Genomic DNA, 22446 nt, shown 5'->3' on the forward strand with positions numbered 1-22446 from the left:
ATTATCAATAAATTTTAAATTAAACTTATGCTCAAAATACAAGCAAAATCAACAATCCCTACAGATTACGGATTATTTACGATGTATGCATTTTCAGAAAATGAAGAAAACTGGAGCCCTCATTTGGTTTTAGTAGCCGAGAATACTGATTGTAATAAGGTGGTCAATGTTCGTTTTCACTCGGAATGTATTACCGGAGAAGTCTTTCATTCAAAAAAATGTGAATGCGGACAGCAACTGGATGCTGCTATGGAATATATGTCTGAAAATGGGGGAGTTATTGTTTATCTCAGACAGGAAGGACGAAATATTGGAATCATCAATAAACTGAAGGCTTATGAACTTCAGGAAAAAGGTTTTGATACTGTTGAGGCTAATTTGAAACTGGGACTGCCAGCAGACGGAAGAAACTTTGATATAGCAGTTGAAATGCTGGATATTTTAAATATTAAGGAAATAAACCTGCTGACCAATAATCCGGAAAAAATCAAGTCTGTTGAGAGCAGCAACATCAATCTCAGCCGTAGAATTCCTTTAGAAATTGAACCCAATGGGATAAATGAAAGCTATCTTGTTAGAAAAAAGGACTATTTCGGTCATCTTTTAAAAAAGATATAATCTTTATCTGAAAGGTAATGTTTTTTTATCATGCGTTTAAATTGTGTCATCATGGAAAAAATACTGCTTACTGGTGCTACCGGATATATTGGTAAAAGAATGATTAATGTCATTGCGGCACAGGGATATAAAGTCGTATGCTGCTGTAGGGATATCGATCGTTTCACGGCAAATATGGATATTGATAATAAGCTTGTTGAGGTTATTGAAGTCGATTTTTTAAAACCGGAAACATTACAGAATATTCCTGAAGATATTGATGGAGCATATTATTTAATGCATTCCATGAGTACTGCCGAAAATTATGAAGATTCTGAAAAGAAATGTGCCCATAATTTTTCTGAATATATAGAAAAGACTCATTGCAAACACATAGTATATCTTTCTGGTCTGGTGAATGAAAAGCAACTTTCAAAACATTTAAGTTCGCGATATCAGGTTGAGAAAATTCTTATGGATTGTAAAGTTCCTGTTACTGTTCTCCGGGCAGGGATTATTATTGGCTCAGGAAGTGCTTCTTTTGAAATTATAAGAGACCTCGTTGAAAAATTGCCGGTGATGGTAGCTCCTAAGTGGCTTTATACGAAATGCCAGCCAATAGGAATTGCTAACGTTCTGGATTTTCTGATTTTCGTTTTGTTTAAAGAGAAGGCTTATCAGAAAGATTTTGATATCGGGTGTGATGATGTGCTTACTTACAAAGATATGCTCCTTAAGTTTGCTCATGCAAGAGGATTGAAAAGGACTATTTTTACCCTTCCGGTAATGACTCCCAAGCTTTCTTCTTATTGGTTATATTTTATCACTTCAACTTCTTATAATCTGGCAAAGGCTCTTGTAGGAAGTATGAAAGTAGAAGTTGTCTGCAGACCGGAGAATCTGGCTTTAATTAAATTAATTACACACATACAGCCGTTTTCTTATGAGACAGCACTTAAAAGGACGCTGGCAAAAATTCAGGCCAACGAAATTGTATCAAGCTGGAAAGATAGTTTTATTAGCAGCCGGAATGATTCAACTTTAAAAGAATATCAGGATGTACCTAAATACGGCTGTTTTACCGATCTCAGAAGTGAAGAGTATGATAACAGGGAGGCTTGTATCAGCAGAATTTTCGAGTTAGGGGGTAAAAACGGATGGTATGCGCAGGGTTTCTGGAAAATAAGGGGCTTTCTTGATAAACTTGCTGGCGGCCCCGGACTCAGAAGAGGAAGAAGGCACCCTTCGGATCTTAAAGATGGAGATGCTCTGGATTTCTGGAGAGTATTGTATGCAGACCGTAAAGAAGGAAGGCTTATCTTACTGGCTGAAATGAAGCTTCCGGGAGAAGCCTGGCTTATGTTTAAGATTTATAAAAATAAGATATGGCAGAAAGCTGTATTTCGTCCAAAAGGGTTGTGGGGTAGAATATATTGGTTTATGGTTCTTCCGTTTCATGGGATTATTTTTAAAGGAATGATTAAGAAGCTTAGCAGAAATAAATAATTTATTCTTTATAGGAAGATATGATTGAGACTGAGAGTCGGATAATAGAAGCCTTATGGTTTTGAATATGAGGTGGGTAGCCGAAATTGAGATGAGTTATTTCTTCAATGGTGCTTAAATTTTAATAAATTTTAACATTATAAATGATTTTTTAGGCATAGACATTGTTTATTTATATACCAATTACTTTAAATATATTATTATGAATAATTCAGATTATAACAAAGCAGAAAATGCAGTTAATGAAACCGAAAACTCTTTAAAAAACGCAGCTGATAACGCAAAATGGAAGATCAGTGAGTTAGCGGATAAAGCCAAAGATTATATCAATGAAAAAAGAGATAATGATCAGGAAGCTTCTCATGAAGATTGGTTGGAAAGGGTAAAGTCAAATGTTTCAGATGTCTGGGAGAATATTAAAGATAAAGCTGATGAAGCTTGGGAAAATACCAAAGATGCCGCCGAAGATGTGAAGGCTGAATGGAGAAAGAAAACCAATTAATGTTAGTTTAATACATACTGTCCGGAGCTTTTAAAGTTTCGGACAGTGTATATAATAAGTGGATGTAGTTTATTTGTATTCTTTTTTTTGGCAAATTATTTAAAGTAAATGCCTCTATAGAAAAAATATAGCTATTTTTATCTTTTTCTCGTTCTAGAAATATACTTATTTATAATTACTACAATTTGTATCTCGATTTTCTTCATCGGTATCATTTACTATTAGATGTAAAAAATCAAATTGTATACACCCGAGTAAAAAGTTGAGATTAAATTAAAAGCAGGTATATTTGTATAGTATTTTAATTGACATGAATTTTACCCTTATCAAAGACTTTATGACTCTTCTTGAGCAATTCGAATCAGAGAATAAAACCTCTCCGAATTCCTATCCATCCACTATTGAGGGCTTTAAATTGTGGGTTTCTGGTAAGGAGAATGCTGAGTCTGCACGTGCTGCTGATGAGCCATATTGGGAAGGAAAAGAGAATGGAAGAACAGCAGAAAGTGCAATTAGTACATTACTTGTTCATCTTAACCGATATGCTAAGACCTATTCAAAGTCGGCTATCACAGATTCTGAATTTTCTACTCAGGAAGACTTTATTTACTTGATCAATTTAAAAGCTTTTGGTGAGATGACTAAGATGGCTCTCATCAAAAAAAATATTCACGATAAGCCTGTTGGTATGCTTATCATTACAAGACTTCTGCGTCAGGGATTGATTGAACAGACAGATTCTGATTTGGATAAACGAAGTAAATTAATCCATATTTCAGAGAGAGGATTAGTGGTTCTGGAAAAGCAAATGGAAAAAATTCGTCAGGCTACCAATATTGTGGCCGGGAATCTTAATCATAATGAAAAAATGGATCTGATCCGTATTCTCAATAAATTAGATCGTTTTCATTATCCCATTTTCTCACGAAACATTCATTCTGATGAACTCATTAACACGATCTATGATGAATACGCTTTCAAAAAGTTATGATATTAATAATGTTCCCGTAGGTTTATAATATGGTGAAAGAGATATTTCATTTTTAATAATTATTTTTAAATCTACAAGGATTTTTTATAATTCTGTATTGCCCAAATCAGTAATGCATTTTTTTCTTTCGGAATACCCAATTTTTCTATAATTCTGGTACGGTGTCCTTCTACTGTTTTTTCGGACAGGAAAAGAAGTTCTGCAATTTGCTTACTGGTTTTTTGAGCCGCTATTAATTCTATTATTTTTCTTTCAGAAACTGTTAATAGGTTTAGTTTGCTGGGGTCTTCTGTTTGCTCTATCGTGTAATTTTGAAGTAAAGTTCCAGAATAATATTTCTTTCCCAAAGCAATTTCCTTCATACATTTTTCTAAATCAGGAGAAGCTTTTTCTTTTAAAATATAACCATCTACTTCAAATTCTTTTGCTTTTTTCAGAACTCCAATTTCATTATGCATGGTAAGGATGATAACTTTAGTACGCCATTTATTTTCCATTACTTTTTTTGCCACTTCCAATCCGTCCAAACCGGGCATATTTAAATCTAAAACAGCTACATCCGGCCAATAAACCTGAATGTAATTAAGGGCTGCAGTTCCATTAGAACAAGCACTAACTACGTTATACCCCAAACTGTTAAGGTAAGAAACAGTTCCATTCAGGGTTAAAGGATGATCGTCTGCAACTAAAATTTTCATTGTATTATTTTTTTATTTGTACCACTATTTTTGTGCCTTTATAAGTTGAGGTGATATGGGCCTGTCCACCAATTGCTTTGCTTCTTTCTATCATATTGTGTAAACCAAAAGCATCCTTTTTTTCCAGAGTTTCTTCAACATTAAAACCTTTTCCATTATCCATAATTTCCAAAATAACGGTGTCTTTATTTTCAGCTAAAATTACTTTTGCTGCGATAGCATCTGCGTATTTTATAATATTTGAAACAGCTTCCTGCACAATTCTATAGATTTGTAATTCTTTTTCAGTCGAGAGACTATCTTGATAATTGATTTCAGATGAGATCATAAAACGATGTGTATTTTGGATACGTTCTATGAATTGTTCTAAACTGGCTTCGAGTCCTATTTTTTCAAAAAGAACGGGATGTAAATTTCTGCTGATTGCTCTGATGTTATTAATAATGCTATCCACTTTTTCGTTTAATTGAAGTTGGCTTACCTCGAACGAATGCTTAAGCGACAATAGTTCATGGCTCACACTGTCATGGAGATCAGATGCAATTCTTTTGCGTTCTTCCTCGGTTTTATCCAGAAGGTTTTTAGTAAACTGCAGTGATTGTTCTTTTTCTAAAGACAATTTCTTTTGTTTTTGTTTTAAATAATAAATAACAATTGCTAATAACAATGCAATAAAAACAAATATTAAAGCCAAAATAACAGCATTTTTATTGATAATGGCTTCTTGTTGGATTTTAATTTCCTGCTCTTTTTTTTGAGTTTCATATTTTGCTGCGAGTTCTAAATTGATCAGCTTACTTTTTGCGCTCGATAAGCTGTCCTTGGTACGATAAAATTCATTATTATAAAAAACAACCTTGTCCAGATCTCTGCTTTGAATTGCTTTTTCTAATAAAACATCGTAAAATAAGTTGGCTCTTTCGTAGTTTTTATGTTCAAGCAAATTGGGTAGTGAATTTTCTATATATTTTGTGTTGCACGTTTTTACATCTCTTGTGATTTCATATAAAGCTAATGTCGCCTGATAATCCTTTTGCCAATTTTGAGAGGTGTTTTTTTCTGCAACAGGCTTTATTCTGTCTAAAACTATTTTGGCATCGTTTAATTTATTTTCTTCAATTAAAGCTTCTATTTCGTAATCAGAGATACAAAGAAGAAGTACATCATTATCATATTTGCTGGCTAAATATTCTTTGTAAGTTTCGTGGATATATTTATTTTTCAACTGATGCTTATTAAAGAAACCATAAACAGAGCATTTGTTATATTTGCCCATAAAATAATCATAGGTATTCCCAATTTCTTTAGATACCTTTATCGCTTCATCCGCACTTGCGACGGCTTTTTGAAAAGAACCATTTGCTTTGTAAATATTGACATAATTCGACTCTACAGAAGCTATGCTTTCCTGATCTCTGATTCTTATAGAGTAGTTTCTTGATTTTTCATTTGCTTCTATACTATTTTTTAAATCCCCTAGAACGAAATAAGTATATGATAAATCATAATAAGCACGGGCAATTTTGTAACAACTTTTGTAATCATCTGGCTCTAAAGATGTAATTTTTAAAAAGTAATCTTTAGCTTTGTTCAGATGATCTCTGTCAAATTCTAAATTGCCATAATAACTGTCAATGTAAATTGTTTTTATGGGTGGTAATTCACTTCTGTAGCTTTCATCAAATTCTTTTACAACTTCGGTAAGACGAGGGTCAAAATCATAAAAATAAACAAATTTTGTAGTCACTAAATCCAGAATTTTGGAAGCATTTGAATAATCACTTTTAGCAATTTTACTTTGATAATAGTTCAAAAAAACTTTCAGATAATGTTCTTTATCTGCATGATAATTTTCATTTTTTCTTAACCAAACTTTTGTAGGCTCTTCTTTTGTCGGAGTTATTTTTTCAAAATAAAAATTTTCCTTTTTTTCTCTACATGATAATGTGAAAAAAGTAATGAATAAGAATATGATTTTCTTAATCGTAGGCATACATGTATTTTTTTACAAATGTATCAATTTCTAATATTGAAAATTATGCAATCTTCAATTCAGGGGTTTACCCTTGTATGAATCTCCGGAAGAATAATAGAATTTTGTGACTTAATTAATAAAACTATTATTATGAAAAGTAAAATACTTTTAATGCCATTCAACCTAAATTTTCAAAAAATTTGGGCTGCCTGTTTTGTTTTAGTTTTCCAACTTGGATTTTCCCAGCAGGGAGCTGCGCTAGATTTTGATGGCGTAAATGATTATGTAAGCTGTGGAAGCATTTTGCCTGTATCTTACACCAAAGAAGCGTGGGTTTATGTGAAAAGTTTAAACAGCCAAAATAATATTATCTCTGGTGGTGATTCAGATGGGCTGCATGCTTTCTGGATACCAAGCAGTTCTGGTAAGCTTTCTGCGGGGCATAACGGTGATTGGTATGCTTTGGAAGACAGTGTTCCATTGTCTATTAATACCTGGCATCACGTTGCAGTAACTTATGATGCTGCTTCTACCACAATGAAATTATACAGAGATGGACAATTGAGATCTACCAAGACCGATGTTGATCCGGTTGATGAGGGAAATACGGTTAGAATAGGCGCTTTTAATGATGCTGCCAATAGTTTTACAGGAACTATGGATGAGGTAAGAATCTGGAACAGAGCTTTGTCTTCCAGTGAAATAGCAAACACGATGAACTGTGAGCTGTCAGGTCCGGAAACAGGATTAATAGCGTATTATAAATTTAATCAGGGGATCGCTAATGCGAATAATGCTTCTATAACAACTTTGCAAGACAGCAGCGGAAATAATTACCATGGAACTCTTAATGGTTTTGCTTTAAACGGAAACTCTTCTAACTGGGTTGGGAATAGTGTTATAAATTCCGGAACTACCTGTACTACTTATTTAAATGTATCCTCGGTATCAGTAGAAAAAACGAATTTTAAATTCTTTCCTAACCCTGTTACCAACAAGTTGTTTCTGACATCCAAACAACCTATTTTACATGTTGAAGTGATTAACTTTTTAGGACAAACTGTTAAAACACAAAAAATAAACAGCGTTGAGGCGGAAATTAATTTGTCATCTCTTACTCCAGCCTCTTATTGGATTAGAATAAAAACTGAAGAAGGTCTGGAGACCATAAAAGTTATTAAAAAATAAAGATAGAAATGTCACTTCAATTATTCCATTTCACGGGAGCGGTAGTACGGATTTTCCATCCTGAAAAATGGAGTTGGTAATTTTATTAGGGCACAATTTTTTACTCTTTAGCTAAAAAGTATAGAATTCAAAACTAGACTATGCTAGTCAGGTATTTTGAGTTAAGAGTAAGAAAATCTATATTTTGGTATTTCAGGAACTGGAAATTTATTAAAAGGATCTTAAAACAAAAGGCGCCAACTACTTTAGTGGGTGCCTTTTTGCTGTTGGTGAACAAGACGAGCGTATCTTCAAACACTTTTATTGATGATTAGGTTAGTTTGAGCCAAATTAAGCAAGAATTGTAATGCTCATTTTTTATCAAATAACAGCCTTTAGTTTATGATATTATAAACCTTTATTACACCTCAAATTTCAATTATATTAATTTGTTTAGATACTTATCTAAAAAGAATACTTCTTTCTTTTTAATTTCTTCATCGTAAAGTAATAAAATACGACAAGTTTTGTCGTTTCTGTATTCTATTAACGTTAAATAAATTTGAATTTACAGTTTATATGACATTGCTAATTATAATAAATATATTTAATTATTTATTTTTCAAAAAAATGTTAAATTAGCTGCGTTTTTATAAAAACTAATTAATAACTCAAAAAGCGACAATAAGAGAATGAAGAAACTGTCTCTCAGTGCATTTACTCTATGTGCCGTCCTAAGCATGTCTGCCCAGGACGTGATATGGCAGAAAGATATCAAATCCTCTACCCAGGATTTCTTGAGCCAGGTTACCACAACCATCGATCAGCAATACCTTATTACAGGAAGCAGCATTCAGGCCAAAATCCAATCACCAGCAGCCGTCAGCCAAAAGCAAAATAATGGTTATGATTTCCACCTGGTAAAACTGAATCAGCAGGGACAGGAAGTCTGGGAGAAATATTTCTCAGGATCCAACCATGATTATTTATCAGCCACAGTCACAACACAGGATGGTGGATTTCTATTAGCCGGAACATCATATTCCGGAAAGGGGCTGGATAAAAAAGAAGATTCCAAAGGAGGATCCGATATTTGGCTGATCAGAATCAATGAATTTGGGGATGAATTATGGCAGAAAACCTTAGGAAGTTCTTCCGATGAAGAAGCCAGAGCTGTCATTCAAACCACAGACTTAGGGCTCTTTGTAGCCGGGAATATACAGAACACTGCAAAAGGCTACGGCTCCAAAGATGTCTGGATCACAAAATTGGATAAAAACGGAAAAGAATTATCCCAATTAATCTTAGGTGGAAAAGGCTTAGATGAAGTGGAAACGATGATTCCAACGAAAGATGGCGGAGCATTACTCGGAATTTATTCCAGAAGTTCCGAGGTTCGTGTTTCGGGATTCGAAGCTAAAATCGGTGAAATCACCCTTAATCCGGTATCCCGTATGGCAAAATCCACGGATAATTTTGGTGAGGGCGACTACTGGATTGTTAAGCTTGATAAGAATGGAAAAGTAGAATGGGAGAAGAACTATGGAGGAAAAGGAGACGATCATATCAGAACCTTAGCATTAACTTCAAATGGTTTCATCATTGGTGGTGAATCCAGATCAGAAAGATCGGGAAATAAAATTGTAGGTCTTGAAGAGGGATCTGACCTTTGGTTGATTTCTTTAAATGAAAAAGGTGATGAGCAATGGCAGAAATCTTACAACTTTAAAAACAGAGACATCTTGATGGGGATGAGTGTGCTTCATTCGGCAGACGATAAATCTTCCAAAGGAATCCTGTTGGGAGGCTATACCCAGGCTGAAGGAAGAATACAGACAGATGATGAAACCTTCTGGATGATATACCTGGATCAGAATGGTAATGAACAGTGGAGAAAGCATGTGAGTGGAGAATCCAGAAAGAAAGAAGAAAGGCTTTCAGATTTGAAACTAAACAAAGACGGTTCTATTGTCTTGGCAGGCACCAGTGCAGAAGAACTTGGAAAAGAGAATTGGAAGATTGTAAAAGTGGGAGACAAACAGGTTGATCAATTGATTGAGAAATACGATATCAAAATCTACCCAAACCCCGTATCAGATTACGCATATGTAGAAATCGGCTTTGATTTTAAGGATGCAGATATTCTGTTGTATGATATGAGCGGAAGACAGCTTCAGAGTATAAAAACAAAGAATAAAGTAACAAAGATAAATACCCAGGCTTTGGTTCAGGGAGCTTATTTGATTACGATAAAAACGGATACGAATAAAACGGCGAATGCTAAATTGATTAAGAAATAAGCAGATGAAAAAAACTACGACAGCAATACTTCTAATAGCTTCTCTAAACAATATATTTGGACAAGGTAACCAGGGACAATATGATGCCGGTTTAAAAAATGTACCAACCTCTCCTGAAATTGCTTTACTTGGGAGATTTGGAGATATTCCTGTAGGCTATTATACTGGAACAGCGGAGGTATCGGTACCTTTATATAATTTAAAGGTCGATAATATAGAAATTCCCTTGGCCTTAAGTTACCATACTTCAGGAATTAAAGTGGCAGATGAGGCGACATGGGTTGGCTTGGGATGGAATTTTATGCCAGAAGGTACTATTACTCAAGAGATCAGAGGTAAAGAGGATTATTGGTTAAATGGAGGAGATGGATTTGCTAATAATTCAGGATATAATATTTTCAAAAGTCATTTCCCAACCCTTTATGCACAAAGTCAAATTTCCAGATTTCAAGTTGGAAATCAGGGGTATAATACTGGTGGTATGATTAGTGTCAATCCATCAGTTGATGATTCTGAATATATCATTAATGATTTAAATCAAGGAAAAGGGCAACCAGATATTTTTACCTATAACTTTTATGGATATTCAGGTAAGTTCTTTTTTAATTTAGAGAATGGTAATGAAATTCTTTTTATGGAAAGTAATGATGATGTAAAATTTTCTAAAGATTCCCAAGGCTGGATTGCAACAACAAATAAAGGTGACAAATTATATTTTTATGCTATAGAAAGATCAAGATCTGGAGGTATTGGCCTGTCGGTTGATATTGGTTATACATTTAAGGTATCAAGAATCGAGTTGGTAAGTGGTAAAACCATTATATTTACTTACCAAGATGAAAAGATAAATCAGGTATCTCCAGTACGTGTTGCTCATATCACAAACTTCTCAAATTCAAATGTAATAACAAACAATAATATTGTTAATAGTGAAAAAAAGACTTTGATAGGAATTGAAACAGATGATACGAAGATAGATTTTAATTTAAATAACAGAGAAGATATTCGCCCACAAACTTCTACACCAATAAAAAAATTAGAATCTATTGACATAAAATCAAAATTTTCAAATAAGAAAATCAAAAGTTATGTGTTGGGAACATCTTATTTTAATCCTTTAGGAAATGATATAGAGGAAGGCTATAAGAATAAAAGATTAAAGTTGGATAATATTCAGGAAATTACATATAATGAGAATGATAATTCTATTCAAAATACTCCGCCTTATAAATTTGAATATGACATGACTAATATAATGCCTTCTAAAATTTCAAGCTCAGATTTTTATGGATATAATAATGGTGCAGGTAGTACAGCTGAACTTCTTCCTGATTTAACTTTTTTTGACTACCTTAATAAATCCCCATACAAGAATTACGGTTTAAATGTTAATTATCCATATTATGGTACTATGAGATATGCGGTTTCCAATTATGCTCCAACAAATATTCTAAAAAAAATAACCTATCCTACAGGTGCCCGTACTGAGTTTGAATATGAATCCAATACATTCTCTAATCAGTTTATTCCTACACCTTATCAGGCATCGTTAGCAAATAAAGATGGTAATTTGTCACATAGAGGAACAGAACCTGATTATTCTAAGTTTGTAGTAAGTGCACCTTTTAAACTTACAAAACCGCAAAATATAAAATTTTATAATACTATTTATGATGGTTACATGGGGCCGCAATATCCTGAAGTACATTACGAACCTTATGGGATGTGGGATTGTAAAATAAAATTTATTAAGAGAAAGATAATCAATGGTCAGCCGGTTGAAAGTATTTTCAAACAATGGGCAATAGACGTTGGTGGACCTACTTTTGAGCAGACTCATTCACGTATTTGGAATGAAGAAATATTTGTTCCATATGATGATGATCCAACAACAGAGTATTATGTGCGTGTAGAAAACCCTCTTCAATATCGTAATACTGATGGAATGCATCGGGCAATTGTATCAACTAATTTTAAATATTATGATGATACAAATATTGATAAATCTATTTCATACGGAAATGGTGTAAGAGTAAAGTCTATTAAAAACTACGAAAATGATATCTTATTAGCTCATAAAGAATACAGTTATACCGGAGGAAAATTAATTTACAAATTTGAACCTCTGAATCTTATAACAGGAGCTACATATAAAAGTCAACCCATGTATACTTCTGGAGGTTGTTTTATTGAAAATGTATCTGTTTTTAATGATCTTTCTGTTAATTCAAGTGATTTTGGAATAGGTGGTAATAAACCTTTTGGCTATAGTGAGGTCATAGAGAAAGATATCAATATCACCGATGGTTCATCCAAAGGTTTTACAAAATATTATTTTAAAAATACACCTTCTGAAACTTCTTTTATTAAAGGAACTCCAAAGATTGATATCCCTGATAATGGAGAAAATACTATGATAGAGAAATATGATCAAAATCAAAATAAACTTTCATCTATTGTAATGATTTATGATAATTTACCCAACACTTATGGAGTATTTCCTTCTTTTAGTATAATAAATACTTCAACAGGTGTATATGATCCTAACAGCAATTCTTATCCGTATTCTATTAATGGCTGTAGTACAAATGGAACAGTTTATACAGGTAATTCATATGTAAATCCCATAGCAACAACAAAATATCGATTTATTTTCAACCCATTAGTTACAGGTAAAAGAAGATTAAAAACAACTATTAATACTTCTTATTTTGGCAGTAAATCATTAGTTGATAAAACTGAAATGACATACACCGCTTCTGGGAATTTAAAAAATAAGACTATAACGGCAAGTGATGGTAAAGTTATTACAACAAGTTACGATTATGCTGGAGATGTTATTAATAACCGATTGATAAATGAAGGAATGACAGGTATCCCTTTAAAGGTTTCAGTCAATTTAGATGGAACCTTTATCAGTAAAGTAGAAACGAAATATGATAATCCAGTGAACTTACTTCCAAGCTCTATTGTGTCTACTGATTTACAAAATGTTGTTTCTACAGAAGTTACCTATGATAAATATGACAGTAAAGGCAATCTTCAGCAGTATACCACAAAGGATGGTATTTCCACAGTTATCATTTGGGGATATAATCTGACATGGCCCATTGCAAAAATAGAAGGAGCAGTATTATCAGATCTTCAGCAGTCATTAATTGATTCCATTGTTAATGCTTCCAATACAGATGCTTCTGCTGTGGCTAATAATGATGAATCTGCATTTTTATCAGTGTTGAATACCTTTAAAAACTCTCTGCCAAACTATCAGATCACTACTTATACTTATGATCCTTTAATTGGGGTAAGAAGCATCACTCCACCATCAGGCATCAGAGAACGTTATATTTACGATGCTACAGGTCGACTTGAAAAGGTCATTGATATGGATGGGAAAGTGTTAAAAGAAATGAAATACAACTATAAAAACTAATACCGTTGAAGAAACTCATAATTCCAATCGGTGCTTTGATGATATCAGGTTTTGTACAAGCCCAGTTAAGCACAACAGAAAACTATACATACAGCAAAACATATCTTGATTATGATGCCAATAACCAACCTACCAAAACTGCAGAAACCGTTCAGTATTTTGATGGATTGGGCAGACCTAAACAAGTTGTTAATATAAAAGCATCTCCTACAGGAAAAGATCTGGTAACAACAATTCCTTATGATGGATTCGGAAGGCAAGTGGATACCTGGCTTCCCGCACCGATGAATACATTAAACGGAGGTGTTCAATCAGGAACAGAGGGAGCAGCCCAAACTTATTATGGTGATAATACTCCTTTTACGCACAAAAACTTAGAAAATTCACCTTTGGATAGGACTTTCGAACAAAAACAAGTGGGAACAGCATGGAGCACAAAGCCTGTGAAGTTTGAATATAATACAAATGTAGATGGTGAGGTGAAGAAGTATAATGCTGTTTTCAACTATAATACTTTTGAAACACTCATTACGGTTTCTACACCTTATGCAGCTAATCAATTGTATAAGAGTACAGTAACGGATGAAGATGGAAATAAAACTATAGAATTTAAAAATGGTAAAGATCAAGTTGTGCTGGTAAGAAAAATACTGAGTGCAACTGAAAGTACAGACACTTACTATGTTTATAATAATTATGATCAATTAGCATATGTTTTATCTCCTAAGGCAGCAGATCTTATTAAAAATCTGACTCCCGGAGTATCAGTTCCGGATACAGTGCTGAACAATCTTTGCTATCAGTATAAATATGATGGGAGAGGAAGACTGGTAGAAAAAAAGCTTCCTGGCAAAGGCAAGGAATTTATGATATATGACAAGCAAGACAGAATTGTAGGAACTCAGGATGCCGAACTAAATAAAAAAGGACAATGGCTATATACTCAGTATGATAAGTTTGGAAGAGTTGTTATTACTGGGATAGCTACTGGAGGAGATCGGAATGCAGAGCAAATATTAGCTGATGGTTCTGGAAATATGCTAAGGAATAGTTCAGTTGTTTTTAACAGGCAGGGAATGGATGTTTTTTATGATCCGGATATTACCTATCCTCATGCGTCTAAATGGGTTACTTTATTATCTGTAAATTATTATGATTCATATCCTCAATATAGCTTCAATCCATCTGTTTTATCTGTTTTGGGAGAACCAGTACTTACCGAAACTCTTACTGCAGACGGAAGAAGCACCAAAGGGTTTCCTGTTATGAGCTTTGTAAAGAATATTGAAGATGATAACTGGACTAAGAATTACACGTATTATGATACTAAAGGACGAGTAATTGGAAAACATTCTGTCAACCACCTGGGAGGTTACACCAGAACAGAATCTAAACTGGATTTTGCAGGACTCCCCAAACAAACTATTACCAGACATAAGAGATTAGAAACAGATACTGAAAGAATTATCACAGAAAACTTTGAGTATGATAATCAGAACAGACTTATGGTACACAAACACCAGGTTGACAGTAACCCTGTAGAATATCTGGCTCAAAACACCTATAACGAAATTTCCCAGTTAGAATCAAAAAAAGTGGGAGGAATTGCTGCGGGGACTCCGCTTCAGCAAATTGATTATAAGTATAACATCAGAGGTTGGTTGACAAAGATCAATGATCCTGCGAATCTGAACGGAAAACTGTTTGGTTATGAAATAAAATATCAAAATCCGGTAAACCCTCAAAGCATAGGAAAATTCAATGGTAATATTGCTGAAATTGACTGGAACAACGGATCGGAAAATCTTCTAAAGCGTTATAATTATGAATATGACGCTCTGAACAGATTAACCAATGCATTTTATAAAGAACCGTCTACAGGTAACACAGGTTATTTTGATGAATATCTCAGCTATGATGTAAATGGTAATATCAACACCTTAAAAAGAAATGCAGCTCCTATATCGCAAGGGACTACTTTTGTACAAGTGGATGATCTTAGCTATCAATATACAGGAAACCGTTTAGATAAAGTAATAGAATCAGCAATGAATGACACAGGATATGAAGGAGGCAATAATATGATTGACTATGATCTGAACGGAAATATGAATACTATGTTGGATAAGGGGATTCATGGTATAGCTTATAATTATCTTAACTTACCGGATAACTTTTCAATTACTCAGACCAATGCTGTGGGTGAAATTAATAATTTTGGATTAAATTATCTTTATAAAGCAGATGGTACAAAAATCCGTAAGACTTATACAAGCGGAGGAGGAAGAGGAACGACAACAATTACAACGAATATAACGGATTATTTAGATGGTTTTCAATATGGCTTTTCAGAGACTACCATCTGTCTTTGGTGCAGAACAAGTGTCGCTTATGAGCAGGCTGCTTTTAAAAATGAAAATGAGGTGAATGGCATAAAGCCGATTAAACCTTTGTGGATACTTGATTTTGTATCTACAGCAGAAGGTTTTTATAGTTTTACAGAAAACCGTTATATTTATCAGTATAAGGATCACCTTGGAAACAGCAGGGTAAGTTTTGCTAAAAGTAACACAACAGGGGCTCTTGAAATAACTGATACCAATAATTATTATGCATTTGGGATGAACCATATTGGAACTAATAAAGGATTATTGGGAGATTATAAAAATTACAAATACAACGGCAAGGAACTGCAGGAAACGGGGATGTACGATTATGGAGCAAGGTTCTATATGGCAGATCTTGGTAGGTGGGGGGTTGTTGATCCTTTGTCGGAAAAACATAGAAGACATAGCCCATATAACTATGCTGTCAATAACCCAATATTGTTTATCGATCCTGATGGTAGAGATATTAGATTTGGTAATAATATTTATTCCTATCAAAAAGATAGAGATTATGCTAAAATTGAAAATGAGTTTGATCGAAATGTCTACAAGGCGTTAGATTACTTATATTCTCAGGAAGCTCTTAATATTACTATTGGAGAAGGAAAAGATGCTACAACAGTTAATGTTATGGATTTTATGATCAATGATAAGAAAAATACTTTTACAATTTCAGCACAGACAGAGAATGGTAATAGAAATGAATATGATCCCAATACTAAATCTGTGAAATTTAATCCATCAGAAGGTATCAAATTTAGGAAAGATGGTACCAAATCAACTTTAGAAGAAGGAAATCTAGGCTATAATAGTCCGTCTTCAAGATTGGGGCATGAAATACTGCATGGGTTTAATCATTTTTTGAATGCTCAAAAATATGGTGATAGGAGAAAAAATGACTATACAAAAAATACTGATAAAGCAATATTAACTCCAGATAAAAATAATATTGGATTTAAAAATGAAGAAGAAGAACTTACAACGACAAATTATGGGAATCAAATGAATCAAAGGTTAAACGAAGATAAAAGGACAAACTATGGTATAATACCTTATCCAGTAGAAAGTGTTACTTCAACTAAAATTAAACCACCTAAAACACCACAATAATAATGAGAAATATATTTTTTTTATCAGTACTTTTTATTATTACATCTTGCAGTAATCAGAAAATTACGTTATTTTACTATTACGGTCCTGATTTAAATAAAAATAATACACTGGGATCTTCCCTTCGCATTTTCTTTGAAAAAGAGAAGGGAATGAATACTGTTCAGATAAACAATAGTAAGCTAAAAAATGACTTGCTAATCATTAAAGAAAAGATTATTTCCACCAATAAAATTATAGTTCCTGATGACGGTAATTATACCTTTGCATTTATTACTAAAAAAGATACGTTATTTGCAGACGATAGACTAGAATTTTGGAGATTTGGAGAAAAAGGTGTTTATTTTAAACTCGATAATTCTGAAAAGGATAAAATATTGAAGTATTATAAAACTTATCCTAGCCAATGGTAAAATTTATGCATTATCAAAAATATTTGATAGTAAAACCTGCAGAAATGCTAAGTTATTACACACAAATACACGGAAAGTGGAGATTTCATAAAAAGGAATAGGATCTGAAGTTTAGTAGTTATGTACTATTGTCAAATAAAATAAAGAAATAAGTATGAGAAGATTAGTTTCATTTTGCCTATTGTTTTTTTATTATCATGTCATATTAAAAATACTGACTCAGATTTTTCAAAACCCGTAAAAATAGTAAGATTTATGGGAGTTGATAGTTATTCTTCTAATATTAATCCCCAAATATTTTGGAGCCAAAATAATGAACATATGTTTTTATTTATGAATAAGGCTGCTTTTCTCTCTGAGATAGAAACTTATAAAGAATTACCGAAAAGTACACTGCAAGAGTATATCTATGCATTTATTACATCAAAAAAAGATACATTATATTCTGACTACAATTTAAAATCATGGATATTAATTAGAAATAAAAGAGAAAAATATTACTATGACGAACAAGGTAAAACTGCTGAATTTTTAAAAAGAACCTATCCATTTTTTAGAGAATGCTCATATATACCTAATAAATAATTATTCCTTACATTTATATGATCTTCAGGCTTATCGTTTCTACAACGATAGATATAAGAATAAGTCATTTAACAATATTTTTATTTCTATTCGTTTTTATCGGTTGTTCAACTGTTAAAACCTCCGAGAAATATGGGGTAGAGATGAATGTTGTTGGTAATGTGCGCTAAAGGGTGCAATTGAAAAATTTAATGCATATGATAAAAATAAATCATTTTTAATTTTTACATTCGAATTTAAGAATGTAATAACAGTTAAAAACGGAGACAGTTTAGTTATTAATAAAAAGGCTGAAGCCGCATCAATGTTAGGGTTTACGACTGCTTGTATAATTTTTAATAATAAAGATGTTATAATTATTATTGATAATAAGAAGGAGATCAAATTAAATGAAGTATAATTACCAAAATATAAGTTTATTTATGTGGGAAAGGATAAAAGTCATTATACAATTGAATATACAAACAATGCCAAATCCTTTCTATAAAGCTAATTCATAATTAAGTTCTCTGTTTTATCGTGTTATCTTTTTTATGCAGTTAAGCGGTGAGGTAGGAATAATAAACTAATTTCTTATCAAAGTAAAATAAAAAAATGGCGCCACTTGTCTTAAAGTGGCGCCATTTGGCTTTTGGTGACCTCGACAGGATTCAAACCTGTAACCTTCTGAGCCGTAATCAGATGCGCTATTCAGTTGCGCCACGAGGCCTTGTGTTACCTTGTTGTTTAAAGGTTTGCAAATATAGCACTTTTTTCCGTTCTTTGAAAGATGAAACAGAAAATTTTACTTTTATTTACGGTATTTTCGCTAATAGCCTGTAAAAGAGAATCAAAAATTTCGTCCTCAGATTGGACAAATATCTCAGGTCGTACTCAATTTAAGGAACATGATGGAGTTCTGGAACTAAAATCCGGGAATTTCACGTATAATTTTAAGCAAAATCAAACTCCTTTTAAGAAAATAATTCTGCTGAATGCAAGTATGGCGGGGTATATTTCAGAGTTGGGAGCAGAAAGTTTAATTATTGGAGTTTCAAGTCCGGAATATATTTATTCGGAAAAAATACAGAACCTGCTTAAAGAAGGGAAAATCCAGAATGTAGGCAGTGAGCAGAAATATGATGTGGAAAAGATCATCTCCATGAAACCGGATGCTATTTTTACCAATCATATTGCCAGTTTTGACAATACTTATGAACTGTTGAAAAATAACGGAATTCAGGTTGTGTTTCTGGATGAATATATGGAACAGCAGCCATTAGAAAAAACGGCTTATATCAAGCTTTTCGGGGAGTTTCTAGGGAAAGAAAAAGAGGCTGAAGCTAAATATCAGGAAGTTGAGAAAAATTATAGTGAGCTGAAAAAACTGGCTTCAACAGCAAAAGAAAAACCAGTTGTCCTGGCTAACGAAATGTATGGAGATGTGTGGTATCTTCCTGGAGGAAATACTTCTGTTGCTCATTATATTTCAGATGCCAATGCCTCTTATATTATGAAAGATAATAAAGATGAAAAAGCATTGACAATGAGCTTTGAGGAGGTCTATGCAAAAGCAGGGGGCGTTCAGTATTGGGTAAATGCAGGAAGCCATACTTCGAAAAAAGAAATGTTGGGTATGAATCCATTCTATGAAAAGCTGGATGTATTCAATAAAGGAAAGATCTATACGATTGCAGGAAAAGAAAAACTGAAAGCGAATGATTTCTTTGAAAGCGGCGTGGTAAGAGCAGATTTGATCCTTAAAGATTATATAAAGATCTTTCATCCTGAACTTTTACCCGATTATCAGCTTACTTACATGAAAGAATTGCAGTAACTCATACTATTTGCTTATTTTTGCCTTTCCTTTTTATCAAGTTATGTGGAAAAAAATTAAACAGCTTATCTTCATCATTCTTGTTTTGAATGTAGTTTTTATCATCTGGGGTAGATTTTTTAATCCTCCTATAACGATTACCCAGATAGGAGGGCTTTTTGAATACGGGAAACTGCACAGAGATTATATTTCCTATGACGAGATGGGAAGTAATGTGAAAAAGGCTGTGATAGCCTCTGAAGATCAGAAATTCTTTGATCATGACGGTTTCGATTATACAGCCATCGAAAAAGCCATGAAATATAATGAGAAAGGCAAAAAAGTAAGAGGCGGAAGCACGATTTCCCAGCAGACTGCTAAAAATGTTTTTCTTTGGCAGGGTAGAAGCTGGGTGAGAAAAGGACTGGAAGCGGTCTATACTTTTATCATCGAAAAAGTGTGGAGCAAAGATATTATCCTTGAAAGATACCTGAATTCCATTGAAATGGGACAGGGAGTATTTGGGGTAGAAGCGGCTGCCCAATATTATTTTGGAAAACCATCCAAAGATCTAAGTGCTTCAGATGCAGCCTGGATTGCTGCTGTATTGCCTAATCCAAAGAAATATGATCCTAAAAATCCATCTCCCTATCTGAGAAAGAAACATAATTGGATTATGAGACAGATGAGGAATGTGAGTTTGAAATAGTATCTTTGTACTAATGAAATTCTTTAATTCCAGCACAAACTTTGAGTCAGTTCTTAAAAAATATTTTTCTTTTAAGAATGAAACCCTTTCTTTAGAACCCTTTGCAGAGTTTTTAGAGACGATTAAAGAAGCAGACTTTACAGATGTGCTCAATTTTTTCAGAAGCAATCCTAATTTTGCCGAGAACTTTAAACATTACATTCACAATATTTTTAAGGGAAGACCATTCAATCTTTCGCTGACGGAAGCTAATATTCTTTCAGAAAATGCCTTCTTTCCGGAACTTAAAAAAAGAATTCTGAACAAGGTTTTGCCGCCCGTTGAAAATGAAAAAACAGTGTGGTATATGATTGATAATGTCAGTCTTAGACCGAATAAAGATTTGAAATATCTTCACAATCTTCCTGAAAATGAGATTGATGAGTTTTTAAACATGCTAGGGGCTTCGGATTTTATTATCCGGCCCAACGTGAAAAAAGAACTCATATTCTCTATGAATATCCTTTCATGGAGGGTTACAGGGATGGCTATGGAAGTGGAAGTGGTGAGAATGGCTCCACAATATAGGAATTTACACAATCCGTTTCTTGCCCTTCAGAATGAGCTGGAAACATTAGCCGAAGACCTGGTAAAAGATCCTGAAATGCAGCTGCATTCTAAGGACAGCAGATATAAGCAGATAAAAATCTATGCAGAACAATGCCAGGAGTTCGTTAATATTGCTTTTAAAAACTCAGCCAAATATGGTATTTCTGGAAAGATCAATCAGTCCCTGTTAAAAATTCGCCAGCAGACTGAAAGAATATATGAGATTGTTCAGCTCTTGGTTATTGATACTGATGAGGATGTCCTGATCAAGTCTAAGCAGTTGATCTTTAATATTCTAAATTATAAATCTCATAAAAATAATATTTCAGATCTCATCAACGACAGTACGAGACTGATTTCCCATCTTATCACCAATCATACCGCAGAAGCCGGAACCCACTATATTACTTCTACAAGGAAAGAATATATGACCATGTTCTACAAAGCGAGTGGTGGTGGAATCATTGTAGGAGCGCTTTGTGTTCTGAAAATGCTCTATGGATACATCCCCGGAAGTGATTTTTCACATGCCTTTCTGTATTCTATGAACTACGCGATGGGATTCGTGATGATCTATCTGATGGGGTTTACTCTTGCCACAAAACAACCGGCTATGACGGCTGCTACGATGACAAAAGTATTATCTGAAGAAGGAAAGGCCCAAAGAAATAATACGGAGTTTGCCCATTTGGTTTCTAAATTATTCAGAAGTCAGTTCATTGCCTTTGTAGGAAATGTATTGCTTGCCTTTCCGATAGCACTCGCCATCATTTACGGGCTGGATGTATTTTTCTCACAAAACCTTGCTGTAGAACGTTCTGATAAATTATTAAAAGACCTTGACCCTTTTAAATCAAAAGCAATTCTGCATGCAAGTATTGCAGGGTTTTATCTTTTTATTTCCGGAATTATCTCGGGGAATATCGGAAACAATTCTGTATTTTATCAGATTCCTGAAAGAATTGCTAAAAACCTTTCGATAAGAAGTTTCTTTGGGAAAAAATTTGCAAAAGGGCTTTCAAAATATTATGCTAAAAACTGGCCGGGAATCATTTCCAATTTCTGGTTTGGGGTGTTCCTTGGGGCAACAGCTCCGGTAGGAATGTTTTTTGGGCTGGATCTGGATATCAGACACATTACCTTTGCTGCAGGTAACTTTGCATTGGGGCTGTATGGAAAAGATTTTTCAGTAGATTCCTATACATTCTGGATGTCTTTTATAACTGTATTTCTGATCGGTTTCTTTAACTTCCTGGTAAGTTTCAGTTTATCAATGTTTCTGGCATTCAGATCCAGAAAGATGAATTTCGGACAGGTAAGTGAGATCTATAAAGAAATTTTCAGATACTTTGCGAAGCATCCTCTGAAATTCTTCCTGCCATTAAGCTCAGGACTGGATAAAAAAGCAGATGATTTGATGAGCAGTACCATTTCTAATAAATCAGAAGAACATTAATAATATTTAAAATAAAAAATGCTACCCTCGGGTAGCATTTTTCTATAGGTATTTGTTTTTTAAACACAATAAGGAAGTTCCGGACATTCTGCAGGAAGTTGTTCCCAAAAACCACATTCATTTAGGTTCTGACAGCTTAATGCACAACATGTCATTCGATCACCTGAACCTTGTACTGCTTTTAAACTTTTTCGGGATAATTTCTTTGATGTAAGTATCTTTTTCATGGTAAAA

The 22446-nt window shown here is 33.6% G+C and carries 16 protein-coding genes and 1 tRNA gene; 13 read left to right on the plus strand and 4 right to left on the minus strand.

Annotated features, from left to right (window positions below; translation table 11 throughout):
* The first annotated feature begins 27 nt into the window (after positions 1 to 27).
* The 4 genes from ribA (at position 28) to AC07UM_RS13605 (ending at position 3596) form a co-directional block, all read left to right on the plus strand.
* Entirely contained in the window at positions 28 to 618 is a 591-nt protein-coding gene (gene ribA / locus AC07UM_RS13590; protein ID WP_494683668.1) for a GTP cyclohydrolase II, read from the plus strand.
* A gap of 51 nt (positions 619 to 669) precedes the next feature.
* Entirely contained in the window at positions 670 to 2103 is a 1434-nt protein-coding gene (locus tag AC07UM_RS13595; protein ID WP_494683669.1) for an SDR family oxidoreductase, read from the plus strand.
* A 202-nt stretch (positions 2104 to 2305) separates the two neighbouring features.
* Positions 2306 to 2605, plus strand: coding sequence for a DUF883 domain-containing protein (locus tag AC07UM_RS13600; protein ID WP_494683670.1), 300 nt, complete (start codon positions 2306 to 2308; stop codon positions 2603 to 2605).
* A 310-nt stretch (positions 2606 to 2915) separates the two neighbouring features.
* Positions 2916 to 3596, plus strand: a complete 681-nt coding sequence (locus tag AC07UM_RS13605; protein WP_494683671.1) for a MarR family winged helix-turn-helix transcriptional regulator — start codon at positions 2916 to 2918, stop codon at positions 3594 to 3596.
* 71 nt (positions 3597 to 3667) lie between these two features.
* On the opposite strand, the gene AC07UM_RS13610 is transcribed toward AC07UM_RS13605, so the two are convergent.
* A complete protein-coding gene (locus tag AC07UM_RS13610) occupies positions 3668 to 4294 on the minus strand; it encodes a response regulator transcription factor (protein WP_494683672.1) in 627 nt (208 codons plus the stop codon).
* Between the two features lie 4 nt (positions 4295 to 4298).
* Positions 4299 to 6287 carry a tetratricopeptide repeat-containing sensor histidine kinase gene (locus tag AC07UM_RS13615; RefSeq protein WP_494683673.1) on the minus strand — a complete coding sequence of 663 codons (1989 nt, stop codon included), beginning with the start codon at positions 6285 to 6287 and terminating at the stop codon, positions 4299 to 4301.
* A 132-nt stretch (positions 6288 to 6419) separates the two neighbouring features.
* Between AC07UM_RS13615 and AC07UM_RS13620 the strand changes: the two genes are divergently transcribed.
* From AC07UM_RS13620 to AC07UM_RS13645, 6 genes are all read left to right on the plus strand, one after another.
* Positions 6420 to 7457 carry a LamG-like jellyroll fold domain-containing protein gene (locus tag AC07UM_RS13620; RefSeq protein WP_494683674.1) on the plus strand — a complete coding sequence of 346 codons (1038 nt, stop codon included), beginning with the start codon at positions 6420 to 6422 and terminating at the stop codon, positions 7455 to 7457.
* 671 nt (positions 7458 to 8128) lie between these two features.
* Positions 8129 to 9736, plus strand: a complete 1608-nt coding sequence (locus AC07UM_RS13625) for a T9SS type A sorting domain-containing protein (RefSeq protein ID WP_494683675.1) — start codon at positions 8129 to 8131, stop codon at positions 9734 to 9736.
* A 4-nt stretch (positions 9737 to 9740) separates the two neighbouring features.
* On the plus strand, positions 9741 to 13169 hold the full coding sequence (locus AC07UM_RS13630) for an RHS repeat domain-containing protein (RefSeq protein ID WP_494683676.1): 3429 nt from the start codon (positions 9741 to 9743) through the stop codon (positions 13167 to 13169).
* A 5-nt stretch (positions 13170 to 13174) separates the two neighbouring features.
* Positions 13175 to 16666, plus strand: coding sequence for a DUF6443 domain-containing protein (locus AC07UM_RS13635; RefSeq protein WP_494683677.1), 3492 nt, complete (start codon positions 13175 to 13177; stop codon positions 16664 to 16666).
* Positions 16667 to 16668: 2 nt separating this feature from the next.
* Positions 16669 to 17079, plus strand: coding sequence for a hypothetical protein (locus AC07UM_RS13640; protein WP_494683678.1), 411 nt, complete (start codon positions 16669 to 16671; stop codon positions 17077 to 17079).
* 255 nt (positions 17080 to 17334) lie between these two features.
* Positions 17335 to 17664: a hypothetical protein gene (locus AC07UM_RS13645; RefSeq protein WP_494683679.1), complete on the plus strand. Its 330-nt coding sequence runs from the start codon at positions 17335 to 17337 to the stop codon at positions 17662 to 17664.
* Positions 17665 to 18296: 632 nt separating this feature from the next.
* Here the strand turns inward: AC07UM_RS13645 and AC07UM_RS13650 are convergent.
* Positions 18297 to 18373: transfer RNA gene (locus AC07UM_RS13650), tRNA-Arg, on the minus strand.
* Positions 18374 to 18433: 60 nt separating this feature from the next.
* On the opposite strand from AC07UM_RS13650, the gene AC07UM_RS13655 reads away from it, so the two are divergent.
* Genes AC07UM_RS13655 through AC07UM_RS13665 form a run of 3 tightly spaced genes read left to right on the plus strand, consistent with a single transcriptional unit; the run spans position 18434 to position 22212 of the window.
* Entirely contained in the window at positions 18434 to 19480 is a 1047-nt protein-coding gene (locus tag AC07UM_RS13655; RefSeq protein WP_494683680.1) for an ABC transporter substrate-binding protein, read from the plus strand.
* A gap of 43 nt (positions 19481 to 19523) precedes the next feature.
* The gene (gene mtgA, locus AC07UM_RS13660) at positions 19524 to 20168 is read left to right on the plus strand and encodes a monofunctional biosynthetic peptidoglycan transglycosylase (protein WP_494683681.1); all 645 of its coding nucleotides are present in this window, start codon (positions 19524 to 19526) and stop codon (positions 20166 to 20168) included.
* A 13-nt stretch (positions 20169 to 20181) separates the two neighbouring features.
* Entirely contained in the window at positions 20182 to 22212 is a 2031-nt protein-coding gene (locus AC07UM_RS13665) for a transporter-like protein (RefSeq protein WP_494683682.1), read from the plus strand.
* Between the two features lie 59 nt (positions 22213 to 22271).
* On the opposite strand, the gene AC07UM_RS13670 is transcribed toward AC07UM_RS13665, so the two are convergent.
* The gene (locus AC07UM_RS13670) at positions 22272 to 22439 is read right to left on the minus strand and encodes a hypothetical protein (RefSeq protein ID WP_185147213.1); all 168 of its coding nucleotides are present in this window, start codon (positions 22437 to 22439) and stop codon (positions 22272 to 22274) included.
* Between the last annotated feature and the right edge of the window lie 7 nt (positions 22440 to 22446).

It is taken from the genome of Chryseobacterium sp. GW821-FHT04C04 (assembly GCF_059420365.1).